Genomic DNA, 20,929 nt, shown 5'->3' with positions numbered 1-20,929 from the left:
TGGGTTTAGAGACTTACGTTGGGTGTAAATGGAACGAATCTTGTTCAGCAAGCCCTAATTATTGAACAGATGAAAAAATACAACAAGAGAGTCGTTTCCCTTGATAGTATAAAAACGTTCAGCCCGATGTACAGGAGAAGTACAGCAGAGGTGGACGAAAGGATCATTAACCAATTGGAGACAATGACATTTTGACTGTAGAAGAACCAAGCAATCTATCTGCTTGGTTCTTTTTACAAGACTTAACAATAGAAATATGGGATGATAAACTAGGTATAAAGTATTAGTGGGGCTGAGGGTAAAGCATACGAAATGAACTCGGGAGGGGATTTGGGTGACCCAGGTAACCCTATCATTTACAATCCAGGGCGATAGTGAAGGATTTGTGACTTTTGAATGTCCGTTCTGCAGTTCGGAATTTAAGGTGAGAGCGGATGAATTACAACACGACGAGAAGCCAGTTATGGATCTGTTTTGTCCATATTGCGGGCTAACGAGCAACAAAAATAACTTTTACACCAAAGAGACTGTCGAGAAGATAGAAGCATTGGCCATGAATTATGCTATTGAACAACTAAATAAGACTTTTGGTAAAATGGCTCGTAACATTAATAGCACGAGCAAAGGGGTCATAAAAATGGATTTCAAGCCTCTTAAGACGGTTAACGTTAGAGAACTGAAGGATCGTGACACAACGGAAGAGATTTTTGCCTGCAGCTGTTGCGAGCAGCATGTGAAAGTTCTTTATTGTGCCGGTGTTTCGAAAGTCTACTGTCCTTATTGTGGGGTGGATATATAGTGAATACAACGGAGTACAAAGAGTACAGACTCTTGAGCTTAGAGTTTAGAAGAGTTTCAAGCAACATGCTGATGTGTGATGCGGATACTGCAACGGTTCAATTAAAACGCTTCAAAAACTATATCGACTCAACTCCGGTTATAAGCAGCATTATTCAGGATCGAATAAGAGGAGTGGAGTTCGACTATAAGCAGTGTTTTCTGATAGAAGGTTCCGGATGGAACTATATAGAACCTCCTGTTGATGAGGCTAGTCATTTGAAAGCCCAATATGATTATATGTCGTATTTGTGCTCAGAAAATAAGGATGTTAAAGGGGTTGCGCACAGCTTTATTCACGGCAAAGGAAGTTGGGATGACATAGTCAGGGATTTTTTGGACAGCGCGTTCAAGTCCTTGGTTGATTTTGTTGTTGATGCATTGGCTAAGAAAATGATGCTGCTGGAAGGAGATAAGGTTATGGGCAATATATATCAAAACATTGGCAATAACTACGGGAACGTCAACGCAGCTGGAAGAGATGTCACTTACACTGGCAATATAACCAATAACGATGTAAACGAGATTAAGGCACTGATTGAAAAATTGTTGCCTGCTATTCAGGTAAGTGAACTGTCAGTAGATGAAAAAGAAAGTTTGACTGACGATTTGGAGACTATTCAAGAGCAGGTGGAATCACCTAATCCCAAATTGCCTAGATTAAGGAAGGCGATGGAAAACATAAAAAGCTATATGGCATCAGCTTCAAAGGGGGTTGTTGCAACAACTGCATTACTTACTGATTGGCAAAAGCTTGTTGAAAAAGTTGGGGAGCTTGTTGGAAATTAAGGACTCATGTGCATGCGAAAACCATGTATTACCAAGCACTTTCATGAATTGCAATAGGCTTTGTCCAAACTTCGTACATGCATTGCCGCGGCAGTATTTACGAATAAACATGGGGGTGAAAGAACTTGACTTTACTAAACGATACAGAGAAAGTGGCATTTCTGATAAGTATTTTGGATCATCATATTAAAAAACTTCCCAGTGAAGATACCTTTGCTAATTATCTTGAATCAATCCGTTTTTTCTTAAGTACAAAAGATTCAATCAATCAAAAGGCGGCAATTTCCAATAGTGAATTATTCATAGATAATCTTGCCTATCATCTAAGTAACCAGATTACTGCCAAAAGAGCAGTAGGTACGTTAATAGCTTCGTTGAATAAAGTTGGCTATTTGGAAGCGATGGATGCAGCCGCGATCATTCTTGAGTTTGAGCAGCTTCTTGAACAATTGTCTCTTGAGGAAGCAGAGAATATTTGTAAGGAGCGTTGGGAAACCTAGGAGCCCTAATTATTATACGGCATGGATGATGCCGCTTCGCACAGTATAAAAGGGCGGCCTCAAACCGCTACAGCTTACTTGGTTCCTAACGGAGGTCTATGAATTGACCAGGTTAAACACTTTTATAAGAATCTATAAGAATTGCAACAAAAAAATCATTTTCAAAGTTTTGCGCCGTAGCCGAAAATTGGGGTTAGTAAGTCGCTTTTTGATTATTGATGTTCTCCTTCTTTTGATTTACTTCTCCTCTTTATTGCCATGGTGCTTAAAAGTGTTATTAGCAGCATTATGGTTAATTCCGTACTTGGGAATAACTGTAGCAAAGACCAAGCTAACTTGTCGTCTGTGGCATAGAATTAGAAAGTTTAACTATATTGGAATTGATAGTACAGCTGAGGATTTAAAGGCTAGATTGAGATTGTTCAGAAAAGGGATTTCGCTGCTATTTTCTTATTTTGTATCTTTTAGTGTTATTGTAAGTTGGGTGTGGGGACCTTTCGCCTTTTCAATTGATAGGTGGTTGTTTAATGACTTTGTCTTTACAGGATGGCTTGGGTTAATCTTTTATGCTTTTTGCTTTTTATCCATTACGAGCCGACGCTGGCTTATACCATTGGTTTCTTTAACCAGCCCATTTATTTCCTTATCACTTTTCCTAAGTGTATTAAATGAAATAAACCAATACTTATCTCATATTACAGGCATTCCATATTCGATACCACTGAACAGCTTTTTTGATAGCTATGTTTACATGTTTGTTCAATCTGGAACAGACAAAAGGTTTGCCTTTTATAATTTTATGTATTCGTTCGCATTCCAACTGTTGTATGTTATCATTCAACCTGTCTATAAACTAGAAAAAAGTAGGCTGGCCCTAGAGACAGTGGCCTTCCTTTTTGGAGCAGTATCGGTTCTCGGTCTTCTTATGGCGCAGCCTATTTCACAAATATTGTTCGATTACTTGCAGACTAACAAAGAGATGCTTTCTTATCTTGAGTTTAAGGACGAAGCTGGGTTCAGATTGTTTTATGAGCAAACATTGAAATATGTGATCTTGCCCTTTTCATTAGGTACAACATTTCCAATCCTTATATTCAAATATAGAGAAGCGGCCAGTAAGAGCAAAGGACAAAAAGTATTTGATAGTGCATGCAGCAATACCAACGTCCCCGCCTCTGAAATGATGCCCTTGTTACGTAAGGCGATCTATTTTGGAGGAGGCTCGATCCGTGGAATGATTCATGGCCACTATCTCCTTCACTCATACGTACCGTTATTAAACGCGTACCGATCTCGTCGCAAAAGTTGGCTGCAAAAAAAACGTGCAGCAATTATCTCGCGATGTAGAAAAAGGATAGATAGATTGCGCAATATACCAAATTCAGTTCGACGGACGTTGACTCAGGTCGGTGACTCTGTTTATACAGGCTTCAAAAACTTACGTATAGAGTTTGAGCAAGCTCGGAATAAGCGACATTTTGGGGTTAGACTTACAATAGCTTTATTTTTAGCAGTTGGTTGGGTTATTTTAGTGATGTCAGGTCTTTTATCCCGTGTGCTCTCGAGCTTTTATGAAAGTTATGTAAGTCTATATGGTTCTGACATTACAAGAGCACATGCTTTGTTTGTAGTTCTTTATTTGCTAATGGCTTGTTTGTATTTTTTAGGGAAATCAATAGCAAATCGCTATTGCCCATCTATTTGGCGATTAGAACTAAGTAAGATGGCTGTGCATCTTCTTCTCTTCATCCTATCCGCAGGAATTATCTTCTTTACAGATTTTATCTACAATGAATGGGCTGCGGCTCTCTTTCTCCCCGGAATGTGGCACGTTATTTGGTTATTAGAACAAGTTAACCGACCAAAGCAAGACAAATCGAAGGGGTCATTCGAAAATAATAAGAATTGATTTGACTTATGGAGTTACATAAGATCAGCTTTTGTTTTAAGATGGCGATCATACCAGTGTCATGGATTCTCTTCATTGTATTTTCTGGGGGCCAATACGATTCATGTACATAAACAGATAGATAACTTAAATAATGCTAAGCAAGAGAAGAGGAGTCATAGAAAGTGTATATATCACAAATCAGTGTAGAAAACTTTCGAAATTTTAAAGGATCAAACAACATTGTAGAATTTAATGAGGGCGTCAATGTAATTATTGGCCACAATAACTCTGGTAAATCGAATCTACTAAAAGCACTTGATTTAGTATTAAACTATGGATCTTCCAAAAGATTATCAATAGATGACTTTAACAAGGAAGTAAGCATTCAAGAATTAAAAGAAAAATCACCTAAAGTGTCAATAACGGTGACTTTTGCAGAATCTGCTAATGAAGTTGAATATTCTGAGGATTTGATAACAGTATCGACATGGTTAACTCAATTGAAAAGTCCTTATCAAGCGCAATTAACGTATGTGTTTTATTTGCCTGAAAAGGAAGAGGCGGAATATAAAAGAACATTAGCAAACATTGCTTCCGATGATATTGAACAGTATTGGTTAGCAATAAAACATAATTTTCTAAGAAAGTATAAGAGCAACATTTACGGGGGAAACCCAGATTTTAAACAAGTTGCAGATACAGAAAGCTTGAAGAAATTTGATTTTCAATTTTTAGATGCCATCAGGGATGTTGAGCGCGATCTGTTTACTGGCAAGAACACACTTTTACGAGAAGTCATTGATTTTTTTATGGATTATGAAATAAAGAGTGATAAAACCAAGGATAAAACAAAACAACAGGGAGAGATAGAGCAATTAAAAAAAGAATTCTCTACTCATGCATCTTCGTTGATTAAGACCTTGCAACGAAGAATGGAGCATGGAAAAAAAGAAATGCTTAGTTACGCAAATAATACTGGAGCTTCGTTTGGTAATGCAGAGCCAGATTTCGATGGTCACATAATGGATACAGAACTGTATTCAGCCCTAAGATTAATTGTTAAATATCAAACAGGCATATCTATTCCTGCAACTCATAATGGGTTGGGATACAACAATCTAATATTTATGTCTCTACTATTGGCTAAAATGCAGAAAGATGCTTCGGGTGATTATCTTGGCAGTAATGCGAAGGTTTTTCCCATATTAGTTATTGAGGAGCCTGAAGCACATCTACATCCTGCTATGCAGTATAAGTTTTTAAAGTTTATAAGGAATAATATAAAGGATAAGGCTAGACAAGTTTTTGTTACAACTCATTCGCCGAATATAACCGCGGCAGTTAGTTTAGATGAAATTATCTGTTTTCATCGGAAGAACGATAATACATTAAATGTTGGATATTTAGGCAAAGCTTTTGGTGACGATTTAAAGTCAAAAGCATACGTACAGCGTTTTTTGGATTCCACAAAGTGTGACATGTTGTTTGCTAAGGGGGTAATCCTTGTTGAGGGAATTACTGAGCAACTAAATATGTCTTTATTCGCTCAATACGAAGGTTACGATTTAGAGAGCAGCCACATATCGGTTATTAATATAGCTGGACGCTATTTCGGGCACTTTCTTAAACTTTTCGACTCAGATAATAAACATACCATTCACAAGAAAGTTGCCTGCATTACAGATCTTGATCCTGTTAGGAAAGAGAACGTAGAAGACGCAAGTTTCGAAAAATGTTATCCATATGAACTAGACCAAGATAAGGAAAAATACACTTATAAATCATGTTCAAACGATTTAGTTGGAAAGTATTCAATTGATCCTCAAAAGAAAGAACTCAAAGGAAATATTGCTTGTTTTTCACAAAAAATCGGCCAAGGGAAGACATTCGAATATGCTCTTGCGTATACAAATCCTGGTTGTAAGTTGATAGTTACCGAGTCTATTTCTAATTCGAAGGAACTCTCACAATTAATCGATTCTTATAAGCAAGGTAAAACACTTGATCAGATGCTCAAATTATTAGGGAAGAAGGGTAAGGAGAATTCTAGAATTGCTGAAAGCATCGCTCAGTATGTTGGTTCTGATAATAGGGAACATTTGATTGCATCGAGATACTTAAATTCATTACAAAAGGGTGAGAATGCTTACGAGTTAGCAATAGCGTTAGAAGAAAACTACCGAAAGAAGAATATCGAGAATTTTAAAGTTCCAGCTTATATTAAGGATGCGATAGCATGGGTTTGCAGTTAATTAACTCGGATTCTTTGATTGACATCGAAAAACACTTTAAAATTACTGCTGGTCCAGGAGCAGGGAAAACAAAGTTTCTAATTAGTCATATTAAGAACGTTCTCCATAATTCAAATCGGTTGGGGCGAAATAGAAAAATAGCTTGTATCACTTACACAAATGTGGGCGTCGAGACCATTGTACAAAGACTTGGTGATGAACTTGACCATGTAGAAGTTAGTACTATACATAGTTTTCTCTTTATGCATATCGTTAAGCCATATCTGTATTTAATTAGTGATAAACATGGGATCAATCATTTAAAAATAGATGCACCCTACGAACATATTATCTCTAATGGTTATTTTAGAAAAACAGATTTGGGTATGAAAAACATAAAAGAGCAAGACATGAAGAAAGTATTTTGGTTTATTGAGGGTACTTCGTGCAAGTTACATATACGAGGTAGGAAGAGTGACTTTCATAAGAGCCTACTTAAATATAAGAAGATGTTTTGGGAAAAAGGGATAATACATTACGAAGATGTGTTGGCCTTTGCTTGGGAGATTTTAAATTCATCTAAAGAAATCCTTCGTATAATACGTTCTAAATTCCCTTATTTCTTCATTGATGAGTTCCAGGATACGAACCCAGTCCAAACTGAAATAATAAAACTAATAGCTGAGAAAGAAACAATTGTAGGTGTCATTGGAGATAAAGCTCAATCTATATATGAGTTCCAAGGTGCGGATGTTAAGCAATTTGATAATTTTTTCTTGCCAGGTATGGCTTCCTATAAAATGGAAGATAACCACAGAAGTACTGAAAACATAATTAAGCTGTTGAACGTAATTAGGAAAGATATTATCCAAAGAAGCCCAGACAATAAAGTAGGGAGCACCCCATGTATTATCGTAGGCGAACCTTTGCAGGCGTTAAAACATGTGCAGGATGTTGTAGGCGAGGAAGAAGTTGTTACTCTTTCATATTCCAATCTCATGGCGAATTCCGTTAGAAATAAGAAGGATTATAAAGACGGGCAAAAGTGGATGTTGATCGATGAGGCATTTGTAGATTCCAACGCTGATCGCAGAAAGGTTATAATCTCAATTATCAAGGCCATAGAGTATGCAAGGCTCAATCATTTCAAGGATGCAATAAGAGAGTTAAGTAGACATTTAAGAAATAAAGATGATTATAATGGACAAAAGTCCGCAATAGATTTTATTAGGATGATGTTGAATGATTACAGTACATATAGCGATGAACCATTGTGGAAACTTTATTGTAGGGTAAAAGAGACAGGATATTTTGACATTCCAAAGATTATGGAGAGTAAGGGAGAAAAAGCACCTTCATTAATAGAAGACTATTATAAATCTACGATATATTCGGGCATAGCGTTAAGTGTGAAGATAACAGAGGATAGTAGCTTACATCGTACTATCCATAAAGCTAAAGGCAGCGAGTTCAATAATGTAATGGTAATTGTCAAAGGTAAGGACGGTTATAAGTACAATGAAGAAAGGGATTTAGGGTTCTTACTTGATCCTGATATAAATGGGAATGAAGATCACAGGGTTAACTATGTAGCTTGTAGTAGGGCGAAAAAGAATTTGTTTATTTGTGTGCCGGAGATTTCAAAGGTATCCCAAAATGCATTGATGGGTAGATGTATAGTAATAAACCTTCATGATCTTCGCTCGCAAACCTAGCATGATCCTCAGAGGGAATAAAGCTCGGTTCGATTAATCCGACTCGTAACAGTCTTGCAATCCATTCAGCATCGCAAACATCGGTTTTCATGCTTACCCGATAACAAAAAACAAATTACCGGGATCTGTAAGAAAACGTTTATAAGAAATGTATCGTATCTCAAAGGTATAATTTGAAAGGTCCTTTCTTATATTTCATGACCAACAGTAAACCCTGTCGTGCAAAAGCAAACACAAATAGTATTTTAAGAAATCAGATAAGGGGTTGTTGTAGTGGATCATTCATATTTTGGTCCTCTGTATACCGGAGGGGCACAATTCCTCAGGTCTTGAGTATCAAGATACAGTAGCCCTATATATGTTTTTTAATTATTTAAGCAATAGTCCTGTTTCTATAAAAAGCTTGGGACTTGAAATGACAAATGATTTTTCTTTGAGTGGAGTATATGATTTCTGGAATTACTGATAAAAATACTGGTGGGTTTGAGGCCTTTTGTGAAGGCTTCAAGGAAAAAATGAATATATTTTCTTCCTACAGAACCAAAGTGGTGAAGAAATGTTAATGACAGGATTAAACAATGTTATAGTTGAAGATAAATCTGATTGGGATAGCGGGCTCATCGAATAAATTAGTAACTCAACATTCGCAGCTTGAAATTTCGAACAAACCCTTGATGTAACAGGCAATGCCTCCGCAAAATGATCGTTCTTGACAGAAAAACACCTCACTTGTTTGGTAAAATGGAAGTGACTAGCAACCATCCCAAACAAAGAAAGGTGTTGTACTTCCTATGTTACACCACAATCCGCTGTCTGAGAAGGATAAAGAACGCATTTCTGACTTATTTTCGACTTAGTATTGGACAGATTCTTCGTAAAGCTGGCATCAAAAAATCCTTTGGAATGTCTAGTTTAGCGGTCTTTCAACTGATCTTCTCTCTAGTTTTCCAGGGTCGAAACTGGTTTCGTCTTTTGGAAGGAGAACGAAGATCCTCCTTGCCGGGAAAAGACGTAGTCTATCGTTTTCTGAATCACTCTCGATTTGCTTGGCGGCGATTTCTGCATGCACTCAGTTTGAAGATGGTCAGCCATTTTGAATCGCTCACTTCATCCTCACGCATTAAAGCGTTTATCATCGATGATTCCGTTATTAACCGTAATCGCAGTAAGAAGGCTGAACTACTCGCCCGGGTCCATGATCATACGACCGGTCGCTTCGTTCGCGGATATACGATGTTGACGCTTGGCTGGTCGGATGGATTCAGTTTTGCGCCGATCGATTTTGTCATGCTAAGCTCCGCCAAACTGGCAAACCGCTTTTGCGAAATGCAAGATCATCTCTTTAAGCGTTCACAGGGTTACAAGCGCCGGACCGAAGCGCTGACTCGCAAACCCGATGCGGTGGTCTCTTTGTTGGACGATGCGTTAAAAGCCGGATTTTCGGCTGATTTCGTGCTGATGGATAGTTGGTTTACGCAAGTTCCGTTATTAAAAGATCTGATGACCCGGGGACTGCATGTGATTGGAATGATCAAGGACATGAAGCAGCGCTACTTCCTTGGCGACAAACGATTGTCTCTGAAGGAATTGTATGCCTCCTTACCCAAATCCAAAAAAGCAGATATCCTGGGCTCGGTATTGGTTCATACGGCTTGCGGATTGCCAATTAAGCTGGTATTCGTACAAAACCGAAACAAACGTCGGGAGTGGCTGGTTATCCTTAGCACTGATCTCGATTTAGACGATCAGGAAATCGTCCGAATTTACGGAATGCGCTGGAGCATCGAAACCTTTTTCAAATTCACCAAGTCGTTCCTAAAGCTTGGATCTGAATTTCAGGGGCGTTCCTTCGACATGCTCATAAGCCATACCACTATTGTGTTTACCCGCTATTTAGTCATGGAGTGGGAGCGTCGTCAGGAGAATGACCAGCGCTCGCTTGGCGGTTTGTTCTTCCTATTTTCGGACGAGGTCCGTGACATAGATTTGAAACTGGCCTTGCAACAACTCATTTCATTCTTTGTAGAATTAGTCGAAGCCAAAACGAAAACAGTCTACCATCTTGAGTCAAGTGCAGGAATGGATGGCTGGTTTACCTAACTACATCAAGGGTTTGTTTGGGAAACTAAGCTGCGAAAGTTGAGTTAGTAATAGCAGTTAGCAGAGTGGTTCACAATATTCTTTTCATGGTAATTTCTGGTGGTTCATGACATTTTATTTTTTGTGTTTATCATGTGCCGCGGCAAACCCAATAAAATCAACAAGATTGGTTCAAGAGATCTTTTACACCTAACACCAGTTAAAAATGTGTGGAATCAATGCAGGCCTCGGGATGATTTTTATCCGAGGCCATTTTTATTTCGGTATATCGAGAAAATTAAGTTGTAAACTGGGGTGGTTGCGTTAAGCTAACGGCCAGTCGGAGTAAAGACTATGAGAGAACCAAATTAGGTTAAGAAGAATCGTCATATAATCGCAATATAAAAGCCCGGGCAAAGTAAATGCAGAGGCATGCGATACAGAGCCGATCAGGCAATCGGCGTTCCATTTTTCAAGGGTTCATCCGGTTTTAAAAGCACGACATCGCCTTCTTCCGGCACACCTCCGATTACCAATACTTCTGATTCAAAACCAGCGATTCGCCGAACGGGAAAGTTTATGACTGCAGCCACCTGACGGCCGATAAGCTGCTGAGGCTCATACCTTCTCGTAATTTGAGCGGAAGAGCGTTTGATGCCCATCTCGCCAAAATCAATCTCTAGCTTTAATGCAGGTTTTCGAGCTTCCGGAAACGGTTCTGCTGTTATTACAGTACCGATCCGAATGTCCAACTTCAAAAAATCATCAATTGTTGCCACAACGATCCCCCGTTTTCAACCGTTCATCCCGAATTGTTTGAAATAATAACTATTTTACCATTTTTCTGAAGCAGTTACCAAGACCTTCAATGCCAACAGCATTACCATGAAAAGCATCAATTTGACGATGGGTCTGAATTCAAGGATAAGGAACCTGATCCGCTGGACAGATTAACAATTCTTCCGGTAAGTCTGCTCCTCATATTTGACATGCCCCGCTCTCGTACTCTTTTCACTTGGACCATTTCCCCTACTAATCACATCTGGAGTTATTTTTTGTTTATGCTTGGACGACAGAATAAATTGCTTTAAGATTGCACAGTAAGAGGCACACTTTTTCGATAGCGCTAGACAATGCTTCATTAAGATAAGGACAATGACAAAAAAACCTTGCATACTGCATGCGGAATGCGATATATTGCATACATAGAAAATGATAAGGAATGACGATGGATGCCAATCCCTAAAAATTTCAATTCACCTGCCCGTTTGACCGCAAAGGAACGTGCGCTTACACAAATTCAACGCTGGATCATTGAGGGTACGCTTGAACCGGGCGAGAAGCTCATTGATGCCGAGCTGGCGGAAACGCTGGCGGTCAGCCGAACGCCGATTCGGGAAGCATTACAGCTATTGGAGATTCAGGGTCTTGTTACGATGCATCCCGGCAAAGAAACCCGAGTCACCCTCATCGAAAAAGATGACATTCTGCATCTCTATTCCACTTTAGCTGCCTTGCATTCCCTGGCTGCCGAGACGGCCGCGTCATTTATAACGACGAGCCAGCTGGAACTCTTATCGTCGCTTAATGCCCAGTTTGGCGAAGCGATTGAGGGCGGACAGCCTTATCGTGCCATGGAACTCGACGAACAGTTCCACGGCCTGATTATCGAAGTTTCTGACAACCCCTATATCGCTTCATTCAGTTCTTCCCTGCAGGTCCATATCAGACGGTTTAAATATGTATTCCTACGGCAGCCGGTCGCCGGGACCCGCACATCCGTGGAAGAACATTCCGCCATCATTGCCGCGTTGGAAAAGCGGGACGGTGAGGCGGCTGGTGCTATGATGAAACGAAACTTAATCCGGCCGATGAACGAACTTTATGCAATGCTCTAACCTATCCGGGGAGGATGAAACGCGATGGCAGACAAAAAAGACTTGCGAATCCGCAGTCATGTGATCAGTGAAGGTATAAACCGGGCTCCCAACCGGGCAATGCTGCGTGCAGTGGGATTCAAGGATGAGGATTTTAAAAAACCGATGATTGGCGTTGCGAGCACGTGGAGCGAAGTAACCCCCTGCAACATGCACATTGACCGGCTTGCCTTGGAAGCCAAGCAAGGCGTACGCGCCGCCGGCGGAGCGCCGCTTATTTTCAACACGATCACAGTATCGGATGGCATATCGATGGGCCATGCTGGAATGTCGTTCTCGCTGCCAAGCCGGGAGGTCATTGCGGATTCTATCGAGATCGTTACCAACGCGGAGCGGTTTGATGGGCTGGTGGCAATCGGCGGATGCGACAAAAATACGCCGGCATGTCTAATGGCCATTGGCCGTATGAACCTTCCTGCTGTATATGTTTACGGCGGAACGATCCAACCGGGTTATCTGGACGGGAAACAGGTGGATATCGTCAGCGCGTTTGAAGCGGTCGGTCAATTTCACGATGGGCGTATCACGGAAGATCAGCTTCACAAGGTGGAATGCAGTGCCTGTCCAGGACCGGGCGCGTGCGGAGGCATGTACACTGCAAACACAATGGCAGCGGCCGCGGAAGCGATGGGAATGAGCCTTCCCGGCTCCTCTTCAACACCTGCCATATCGAAACAGAAAGAAGAAGAATGCGCGCAAGCCGGCGAACGGGTGCTTGCATTGTTGGAGAAGGGGATCTATCCGCGCGATATCATGACGAAACAGGCGTTCGAGAACGCCATTACGGTCGTGATGGCGCTTGGCGGCTCCACGAATGCTTTTCTCCATTTGATGGCCATTGCGCATTCGGTCGGTGTCGATCTTTCTTACGACGATTTCGAGCGTGTCCGAATGAACGTACCGCATCTTGCCGACCTGAAGCCGAGCGGAACGCACGCCATGCAAGACCTGAACGACGTAGGAGGCGTGCCGGGCGTGATGAAAATGCTGCTTGAACAAGGATATCTTCACGGCGATTGTTTAACAGTGACCGGCCTAACACTGGCCGAGAATTTGGCCGCGGCGGAACCGCTGCATCCGGAGCAGACGATCATTCGTCCGCTCGATCAACCGCTCAAGCCGACGGGTCCGCTGGTCGTTCTTCGGGGCAATCTGGCGCCTGAAGGAGCGATTGCCAAAATGTCGGGCATGAAGAAGTCTCGGTTTACCGGGCCTGCACGAGTTTATGACAGTGAAGAGGCCGCAACGGATGCGATTTTGCGTGACGAGATTCGGGAAGGCGATGTGCTTGTCATTCGGTACTGCGGACCGAAGGGCGGCCCAGGGATGCCGGAAATGCTATCCGTCACGGCTATGATAGTCGGCAAGGGATTGGGCGGCAAGGTAGCGCTGCTTACAGACGGTCGCTTTTCGGGCGGCTCACATGGATTTGTTGTCGGACATATTGCGCCGGAGGCACAGGTCGGAGGGCCGATTGCCCTGTTACAAGAAGGTGATATCGTGACCATCGACAGTGACAGTCAAGAACTTTCTTTTGCCGTTTCACCGGAAGAGCTCTTGAGAAGAGAAAAAATATGGAATGCTCCTCCTTTAAAATATAAATCTGGAGTTTTGTCGAAGTACGCACGATTGGTTTCTTCCTCAGCCAAGGGAGCGGTTACGGATCTATTCGAATAATAAATGGAGTTGCAGTACGAAACTCTAGTTCAATGCAACAGCGACAGTCTAGGACTTTTCTCGTCCTTGGCCGTCGCTGTTTTCAACTTTTGTTTTGTCAAATAATAACACTACACTATTAACACTAATCTTCCGATACGTTATTGTACTGGGCTTCTATGTTTATCCAGTATGAGTTATGCATCAACTTTCGGACGATGCGAGGGCTATACATAATGTACATCACGGAAAGGTAGGTCGCTTCATGTTAAGTAGCCGGGCATCTCAGAAAAGTAAGATCAACAGGAACCAGAAACGGATCGTTACAGGGGTTTTAGCAACATCGATGGCAGTTTCCGCATTTGCAGGCTCTGCATCTGCAGCCCCCGCAGCACCTGCATTTGCTATTAGTCAAGTCATCAAAGATTTAAATTTTACCAACCAACCTGCTAAAGCCGCAAGTTTGTACAGTTTCTATTTGGGGTACATCAATCCTACTTTGTCTTTTTCCAATGACCCAAAGGAGTTCACTGTTAGCCTTGACGGGGTGTCGAGTGCATCGATCTACTTAAATCGGGACTATGGAAGCATGAATGAAGTGGCCGATCATTTGAACGAGCAGTTAACAAGGCTGTCTAAGCCGATTGCAGCAGAAGTCGGCGACGATGGCAATTTTAGTCTATCTACAGTCGCTGTGGGGTCCAGTGCAAGGTTAATTGTTGGCGGTACTAACGGTAATGAGCTGTTCCCTATTGCCGAATCTGCCGGACAAGATGCGGCGATCAAGAACAAGATATTTACCGTCGGTGACGGTGTGGATACGGCAACGATAGCCCTCACTGCGAACGAAACAGACATGGCTACATTCGTGTCGGATGTGAACTCTGTCTTAGCCGGATCCAATGTTAACGTAACAGCCGAGGCGAAGGGCCGCAGCGAGTTCACGCTGACTTCCGAAGTAACAGGTCAAGCATCGAGAATCGATATCGGCGGGGCAAACGCTTCGGACTTCTTTGCGCAATCGTCTTACGCCGGTCATGATGTTACACAAACAACCGAAACGGTTACCGCTTCAACAAACTTGCCAGACACTTCGTATTACGCCCAAACGGTGTACACAACATTGATTTTAATCTCTAATAATCCACTGATGGGCGATTCTCCAACGGGTACGGCTACGCTTACCGTTGATAATGGTGCACCTCAGACGAAGACCGTGTCTGGAGGCATTGCAGATTTTGCAACGTCAGGTTTAACCGTCGGTGAGCACACGTTTGTTTTCTCTTACAGCGGGGACGCGAATTACTCGTCAACTTCATTGACAAAAACTCTCACTACGGGTAAGGATAGAACCGTAACGCAACTAACGATAACCCCAAGCGCTGCAAACGAAGGCGAGACGGTTACCCTTAGAGCTGAAGTGCCTACTATTGCACCGGGAGATCCTAACGTCACCGGTAATGTTGCCTTCTATGACGGAGCGAACTTACTTGGTACCAAAGCTCTGGAGACGAATAATTATTTCACTTCGATGACCGTTTCCAATTTGGCTGCCGGAGACCACTCCATCACGGCGGTTTACGAAGGAGACCCGACTCATTTAAGTTCCACTTCAATGGCAAAGATTTTGAAGGTTGTCAATCCGGACGTTCAAGCTGTTGCAAATACAAAAATATCCTTGAAACCGCAATATGCACAAGGTGAGGATGAAGACACGGTATACGACAACATGACGCTGCCTGTTTTCGATCCGGTTAATGGGGTAAACATCTCGTGGGAATCCTCCGACACATCGGTTGTAGAAAATAACGGCGTTGTCCGCCCGCCTGTATTCTTCGCCGGGGAAGCGCATGTAACGCTGAAGGCTAACCTCACAAAGAATGGTGTGAAGGATACCAAGACGTTTAACCTGACGGTTCAAACGCAAGCTCAGCCTGCGTTGGAAAGCGTAGCTATCGATCAAGGCGATTTCCCGGTGACTGTGGGTCAAACCTACAGCCTTACGGCTACGGGTCACTATGAAGGTCAGCTTACGAATCCGATTGCTCCATCTGCCGTTTCTTGGTCGTCGAGTGACACCAACGTGGCTGCTGTTGATGCTAATGGTGTTCTTACTGTGCTTGCCGCAGGTCATACGAAGATCTCGGCTTCATATGACGGTATCGCTTCGCCGCCGATCGAAGTCACGGCAACTCAAGCTCCTACGGCGCTTACGGCATCGAACAACCCGGTCACCATCACGGCAGGAACGAGAACACCTTCGGTCATTACGGCAACGTACAGCGACCACTCGACTGCTGTTATTGATTCTGTATATATCAATTGGACTTCCGATAATACTGCAGTCGCTACAGTTGGGGTAGAGGTTGTTGCGGGGATTCATACTGCTGTCATTTCGGGTGTGGCCGCAGGTTCCACGGTGATTAACGCTGTTTACGGCGGGCAAACGCTGCACATTCCAGTTACGGTAGTCGCGCCTGACGACGATAGTTCATCCGGCGGATTGGGGGGCGGCTCCAGTGGCGGCTCTTCTTCCACTACAATATCTTCTGCTCCGACTCAGACTGAACCGAAGTCTGGGGCGAACCCTGAACCTGACATCTTCCAGTCCAGTGTCGTCAAAACGGATACCAACGTAGTTCATTCAGTCGAGACGCTTATTAATGCAGCGAAAAATACGGCATCGACAATTGCCCCTTCGGACACTAAAGGGCATTGGGCAGAAAAGACTGTCGATACTTTCGTGAAACTGGGAGTAATCAAGGGTTATGAGGACGGTACAGCTAAGCCAAACCAGGAAATTACTCGCGCTGAGTTCGTATCGATCCTGTCCCGAATCTTCACGGTCAGCGGTACGAAACAAGTACAGTTGAATGACGTCGGCAGCCATTGGGCGCATGACGCTATCGAGCAATTCGCTTCCGCAGGCGTGATCGGCGGTTATGGTGACGGTACTTTCCAACCCGATAGAACGATCTCCCGTGAAGAAATGGTGTTGATCCTGTCTCGTATCGTCAACATGAACAATGTAGCGAAAGATGCGACGAAGGGGAACTTTGCAGACCTTCATGATTCCTATGCTTCCGATGCGATTCAACAAGCGGCTCAAGCCGGAATCATCAGCGGTAAGGATGACGGCAACTTTGATCCGAAAGCTGACTCGACCCGAGCTGAAGCCTTAACGATCATCTTAAACGTTCTTAACCTCAACACTCAGATTAAGACGCTGTTGGACTCCTTGAAGTAAACTTTATTATGACAAATAGGAAGAGGATGTTCCGTAGCGAGCATCCTCTTTCTTATTGTATCCACACCGACATCCATAACTAAAGATTGACTGCGAATTGAAGCCAAGGTTACAATATTGTGGTACTAATATGGCTAGGGGCTAAGAGTACGACATGAAGATGCGTTCGATACAACCTTATTTTGCGCCTGAACTGCCGGTTACTGATCCTCTCGCACTGGTTCCCCATATACCCAAATCACATAATGGCTGAATATGTACAAAGCACGGGCTGCCGATGAAATCGCAGCCTTATTTACATATACAGCCTTAACCAACCCCGGGATGCAGGTAAGGGTGTCATAGCTTAGAGAGCTGACCATCCCGGGCAATAATCAAGGATAAGTCACAAATCTATACCGTTAGCTTGGTCTACAATGACATCATGGAGGTATGCCGTCTTATGAAATTTCGTACGAAGCTGATGTTAGGGTTTGGATTTGTCCTGCTTTCCTTACTGGTCGTTACGGTATGCGGATTTTCCATATTGAATACGTTCAAGTTCAATATGAACTTGATTGTGAATGAGAAATACGCGGGGGTTAAGCTTGCCGTAGCGATTCGCGGCGAGGTAAACCACATGACAATCGAGCTCAGTAATGCCCTTCTGGATACGGACAATGAACAATTGGATGCCCACGTGAAAGCTATAACCGAGAGCAATGCGAAGATCGGCGAGGCATGGGGGAAGCTGCAAAGCTTGGCCTCTCGAACGAACAATGCCGTATTAATGACGAGGCTCGGTAATGAATATGGCGAGTATGCAAAAGCCTTGGAGACGATCGGAGCTCTATTGCAGAAAGGGGATCGCAATGGTGCGGTTGCCGTTTTTTACTCCGATACCGAACCAAAGCGAAAAGCGTTATTCGCATCGCTCGCCGAGTTTAACAGCCTTTACGATTTCGAAATGGAGCAAGCGCTAAGCTCCACTTTGGAGATTTATCGCAGTACGCTGAACATATCCATTCTGTTAATTGCTATATTACTGATCGCTGCGGTTGCGATTGTGGTGTGGGTTTTCTTAAGCGTAACCGGAAGACTCAAACGGGTTTCCTCCAGTATGGCGCAAGTGTCGCTGGGGAACAGCTCCATTCCGCGTATTCCGGTCACTTCAAATGACGAAATTGGCGCGATCGCCGTCGCCTTCAACGATATGGCGGAGAAGCTGGAGCATCAGGCTCAGAAGGAAAAGGACTATCAGCTGGCTCTCGAAGAACGGGCTTCTCATCAGGCCAAGCTTGCGGAATTGTCCGATCTGCTGCAAGGCGTCCAGGAGCTGCAGCCGCTTGCCCAGCAGTTCCTGAACCAGGCAGCACCGCTAATAGGAGCGGGCTATGCCGTATGCTATGTCCGTTCATCGCAGGACAGGCACAAGCCTGTGTTTCAGAGAACAGCGGTCTACGGCGGTCCAGCTTCGGAGCTTCAGCCCGACGATACTTCGCTTCGAGCCGAAGGCTTGGCGGCCCAATGCGGTGCTGAAAATCGGCCGATTCGTATGGATCAAGTCCCGGAAGGTTACATACGCATCCGTTCCGGACTCGGCCATGCATCGCCGGCACATTTGCTCATCATGCCTGTTCCCTACGAAGATCATGCTATTGCGGTACTCGAGTTCGCTTTCTTCGAACATATATCGCCGGCGGCATATGCTCTTCTGGAGGAAACGGTCGTGAATCTGGGCGTAGCTCTGAATGGCGCGCTATCTTATCAGGAGGTTCAACGACTGTTTAAGGAGACCCAATCGTTCGCTGAGGAGCTTCAGACCCAATCGGAGGAGCTGCAGCTGCAGCAAGAAGAGTTAAGGACGCTCAACGAACAGCTGGAGGAGCAGTATAAGAACTCCGAACGGCGCAATAAGGAGCTGGAAAGCTTGAGGCTGGAGCTGGAAGAGCAGCATCAGCAAGTGTTACTGCATTCCCAATACAAGACGGAATTTTTGGCGAATGTGTCTCATGAGCTGAGAACGCCGCTGAATAGCTTGCTGCTGCTCGCTCAACATCTCTGCGAGAACAAAGACGGGAATTTAAAGCCCAAGCAAATTGAATATTTGAAGACGATCCATGCTTCAGGCCATGACCTGCTGCAGTTAATTAATGAAATTCTGGACTTATCCAAGATTGAATCCGGCAAAATGCAAGTCGTCTGCGAAACTATTACGTTGAAGGAACTCGGAGCCGGCGTGCGAGAGCAATTTCAGCCGGTAGCACTGCAGAAGGGTCTCGACTTCCGCATCGAGTATGATGGCGATATTGAAACCGAAGAGATCCATACCGATATTTATAAGCTTCGGCAAATCCTTCATAACCTGCTTTCCAACGCGTACAAGTTTACGGAGAAAGGAAGCGTCAAGCTGGCCTTCCGTTGTTCTTCAGCCGGCGCCGATGGCCAGGCCGCCTGCTTGAACATCGAGGTTAGCGATACGGGGATTGGAATTCCGCAAGACAAGCACAGTATGATTTTCGAATCGTTCCGCCAAGCCGACGGCACAACGAGCCGCAAGTATGGCGGAACGGGGCTGGGCCTGTCGATCAGCAAAGAGCTCGCCGCTTTGTTAGGCGGACGAATTGCCTTGACTAGTGAGGTGGGGAAAGGGAGTATATTCATTCTCACCATTCCTATGCATCTGACCTCTCATCCGATATCGGACGACTTGAGAGATCCGGAAGCCGCCGCTCCAGCAAACCAGATTATGCTGGAAGCAAGGAATACCGAGACGGCCGACAAGCATGAAGAGGAAAATAAGAAAAATTCCCGGCTGGCCGGCAGAAAAATTTTGCTGGTGGACGACGATATGCGTAACATTTTTGCGCTTACCGGTGTGCTGGAGGAGTATGGCATGACGGTGATTTTTGCAGAGAACGGTTTGGAATGCTTGGACATGTTGGAGCGCCATTCGGACACGGATCTGGTGCTGATGGACATGATGATGCCGAAGATGGACGGCTACGAGACGATTCGGGCGATTCGTGAAGGAGCTTCAGTTCATAAAGATATCCCGGTCATCGCCTTGACAGCGAAGGCCATGAAGCATGACAGGGAGAAGTGCATCGAGGCTGGGGCTAACGATTATATAAGCAAGCCGACTCAAGTCGAACAGCTGCTGTCACTGCTTCGGGTGTGGCTGCATCCGCAAGGGCGGCGAAGCTGATGAACGACTTGCGAAGGCTCGATAAGGAAGAGCTGGAGAAAATCGAGATTTCCTTGCTTTTGGAGGCGATTTACCGGTATTACGGCCATGATTTCCGCAACTACAAGTACTCTTCGATACGCAGGAGAATATGGCATCGCATTAGCGCAGAAAGGCTGCATTCCGTGTCCGGCTTGCAGGAGAAAGTGCTGCATGATCCCGAAACGATGAACAGGTTGTTCATGGATTTCTCGATCAATGTAACCGAGATGTTCCGTGATCCGACGTTTTTTGCTGCGCTCCGGAATAAGGTGTTTCCGGCTCTAGCGGCTCTGCCTGCGATCAGGATCTGGTGCGCCGGGTGCTCGACGGGAGAAGAAGCGTATTCGGTTGCGATCGCTCTACATGAAGAAGGCTTTTATCCCCATACGACAATTTATGGAACCGATATGAACCGGAAAGTGGTGGAGCAAGCCGCCGCCGGCCGTGTTCCTCTCCTGAAAATGCAGCAAAACACCAAGAACTACTTGGCTTCCGGGGGGAAGAGGGCATTCTCCGAATATTATTCGGTCAGAGGCGATGAGGCGGTATTGCACCCTTTCCTGTCGGAGAATCTCGTATTCTCGCAGCACAATTTAGTAACGGATCATTCGTTTAATGAATTTCACCTGATTGTTTGCCGGAACGTTCTTATTTATTTTAACGAAGAAATGCAAACGCGTGTTCTTGGTCTGATCGGTTCCAGCATGGCTAAGAACGGGTTTCTCGCGCTAGGCCGCAAAGAAGGGATACCGGTACGCTTTCGGAAAGATGCCTTTGACGTCGTGGACATCGAAGAAAAAATATATCGAAGCCGATTGGCGAGGAGAGAGGTGCGGTAA

12 protein-coding genes and 1 pseudogene are annotated in these 20,929 nt (G+C 44.1%); 12 read left to right on the top strand and 1 reads right to left on the bottom strand.

The window, feature by feature from the left end; genetic code table 11:
• The first annotated feature begins 334 nt into the window (after positions 1–334).
• From ACFFK0_RS03805 to ACFFK0_RS03775, 7 genes and pseudogenes are all read left to right on the top strand, one after another.
• Positions 335–799 (top strand): hypothetical protein, encoded by a 465-nt coding sequence (locus tag ACFFK0_RS03805; protein ID WP_127607675.1) that lies wholly within the window; start codon positions 335–337, stop codon positions 797–799.
• Positions 799–1,626: a hypothetical protein gene (locus ACFFK0_RS03800; protein ID WP_127607677.1), complete on the top strand. Its 828-nt coding sequence runs from the start codon at positions 799–801 to the stop codon at positions 1,624–1,626. The genes ACFFK0_RS03805 and ACFFK0_RS03800 overlap by 1 nt, the downstream gene beginning before the upstream one ends.
• A 125-nt stretch (positions 1,627–1,751) precedes the next feature.
• Positions 1,752–2,126, top strand: coding sequence for a hypothetical protein (locus ACFFK0_RS03795; RefSeq protein WP_127607678.1), 375 nt, complete (start codon positions 1,752–1,754; stop codon positions 2,124–2,126).
• A 103-nt stretch (positions 2,127–2,229) separates the two neighbouring features.
• The gene (locus ACFFK0_RS03790) at positions 2,230–4,035 is read left to right on the top strand and encodes a hypothetical protein (protein ID WP_127607680.1); all 1,806 of its coding nucleotides are present in this window, start codon (positions 2,230–2,232) and stop codon (positions 4,033–4,035) included.
• A gap of 164 nt (positions 4,036–4,199) precedes the next feature.
• Entirely contained in the window at positions 4,200–6,269 is a 2,070-nt protein-coding gene (locus tag ACFFK0_RS03785) for an ATP-dependent nuclease (protein ID WP_127607682.1), read from the top strand.
• Positions 6,254–7,963 (top strand): UvrD-helicase domain-containing protein, encoded by a 1,710-nt coding sequence (locus ACFFK0_RS03780; RefSeq protein WP_127607684.1) that lies wholly within the window; start codon positions 6,254–6,256, stop codon positions 7,961–7,963. Before ACFFK0_RS03785 ends, ACFFK0_RS03780 begins: the two co-directional genes overlap by 16 nt.
• 791 nt (positions 7,964–8,754) lie before the next feature.
• A pseudogene (locus tag ACFFK0_RS03775) lies at positions 8,755–10,106 on the top strand (IS4 family transposase).
• 385 nt (positions 10,107–10,491) lie between these two features.
• Here ACFFK0_RS03775 and csaA read toward each other — a convergent pair.
• On the bottom strand, positions 10,492–10,821 hold the full coding sequence (gene csaA, locus ACFFK0_RS03770) for a chaperone CsaA (RefSeq protein WP_377468561.1): 330 nt from the start codon (positions 10,819–10,821) through the stop codon (positions 10,492–10,494).
• A gap of 453 nt (positions 10,822–11,274) precedes the next feature.
• On the opposite strand from csaA, the gene ACFFK0_RS03765 reads away from it, so the two are divergent.
• The 5 genes from ACFFK0_RS03765 (at position 11,275) to ACFFK0_RS03745 (ending at position 20,929) form a co-directional block, all read left to right on the top strand.
• On the top strand, positions 11,275–11,940 hold the full coding sequence (locus tag ACFFK0_RS03765) for a GntR family transcriptional regulator (protein ID WP_377468560.1): 666 nt from the start codon (positions 11,275–11,277) through the stop codon (positions 11,938–11,940).
• Between the two features lie 24 nt (positions 11,941–11,964).
• On the top strand, positions 11,965–13,656 hold the full coding sequence (ilvD, locus tag ACFFK0_RS03760) for a dihydroxy-acid dehydratase (protein ID WP_377468559.1): 1,692 nt from the start codon (positions 11,965–11,967) through the stop codon (positions 13,654–13,656).
• Between the two features lie 325 nt (positions 13,657–13,981).
• Complete coding sequence (locus ACFFK0_RS03755) at positions 13,982–16,882, top strand: S-layer homology domain-containing protein (RefSeq protein WP_377468558.1); 2,901 nt, start codon at positions 13,982–13,984, stop codon at positions 16,880–16,882.
• Between the two features lie 442 nt (positions 16,883–17,324).
• Positions 17,325–20,069, top strand: a complete 2,745-nt coding sequence (locus tag ACFFK0_RS03750; protein WP_377468557.1) for a response regulator — start codon at positions 17,325–17,327, stop codon at positions 20,067–20,069.
• Positions 20,069–20,929, top strand: a complete 861-nt coding sequence (locus ACFFK0_RS03745; protein WP_377468556.1) for a CheR family methyltransferase — start codon at positions 20,069–20,071, stop codon at positions 20,927–20,929. Before ACFFK0_RS03750 ends, ACFFK0_RS03745 begins: the two co-directional genes overlap by 1 nt.

The sequence above is a fragment of the Paenibacillus chartarius genome (assembly GCF_042432825.1).
Taxonomy (GTDB): Bacteria; Bacillota; Bacilli; order Paenibacillales; family NBRC-103111; genus Gordoniibacillus; species Gordoniibacillus chartarius.
This window is presented reverse-complemented; position numbering and strand designations above follow the sequence as displayed.

Excerpts from the sequence above, each read along its gene's own strand:
- ACFFK0_RS03745 (WP_377468556.1), top strand. The coding sequence starts at position 20,069 with ATGAACGACTTGCGAAGGCTCGATAAGGAAGAGCTGGAGAAAATCGAG.
- ilvD (WP_377468559.1), top strand. The coding sequence starts at position 11,965 with ATGGCAGACAAAAAAGACTTGCGAATCCGCAGTCATGTGATCAGTGAA.
- ACFFK0_RS03765 (WP_377468560.1), top strand. The coding sequence starts at position 11,275 with ATGCCAATCCCTAAAAATTTCAATTCACCTGCCCGTTTGACCGCAAAG.
- ACFFK0_RS03780 (WP_127607684.1), top strand. The coding sequence starts at position 6,254 with ATGGGTTTGCAGTTAATTAACTCGGATTCTTTGATTGACATCGAAAAA.
- ACFFK0_RS03755 (WP_377468558.1), top strand. The coding sequence starts at position 13,982 with ATGGCAGTTTCCGCATTTGCAGGCTCTGCATCTGCAGCCCCCGCAGCA.
- ACFFK0_RS03750 (WP_377468557.1), top strand. The coding sequence starts at position 17,325 with ATGAAATTTCGTACGAAGCTGATGTTAGGGTTTGGATTTGTCCTGCTT.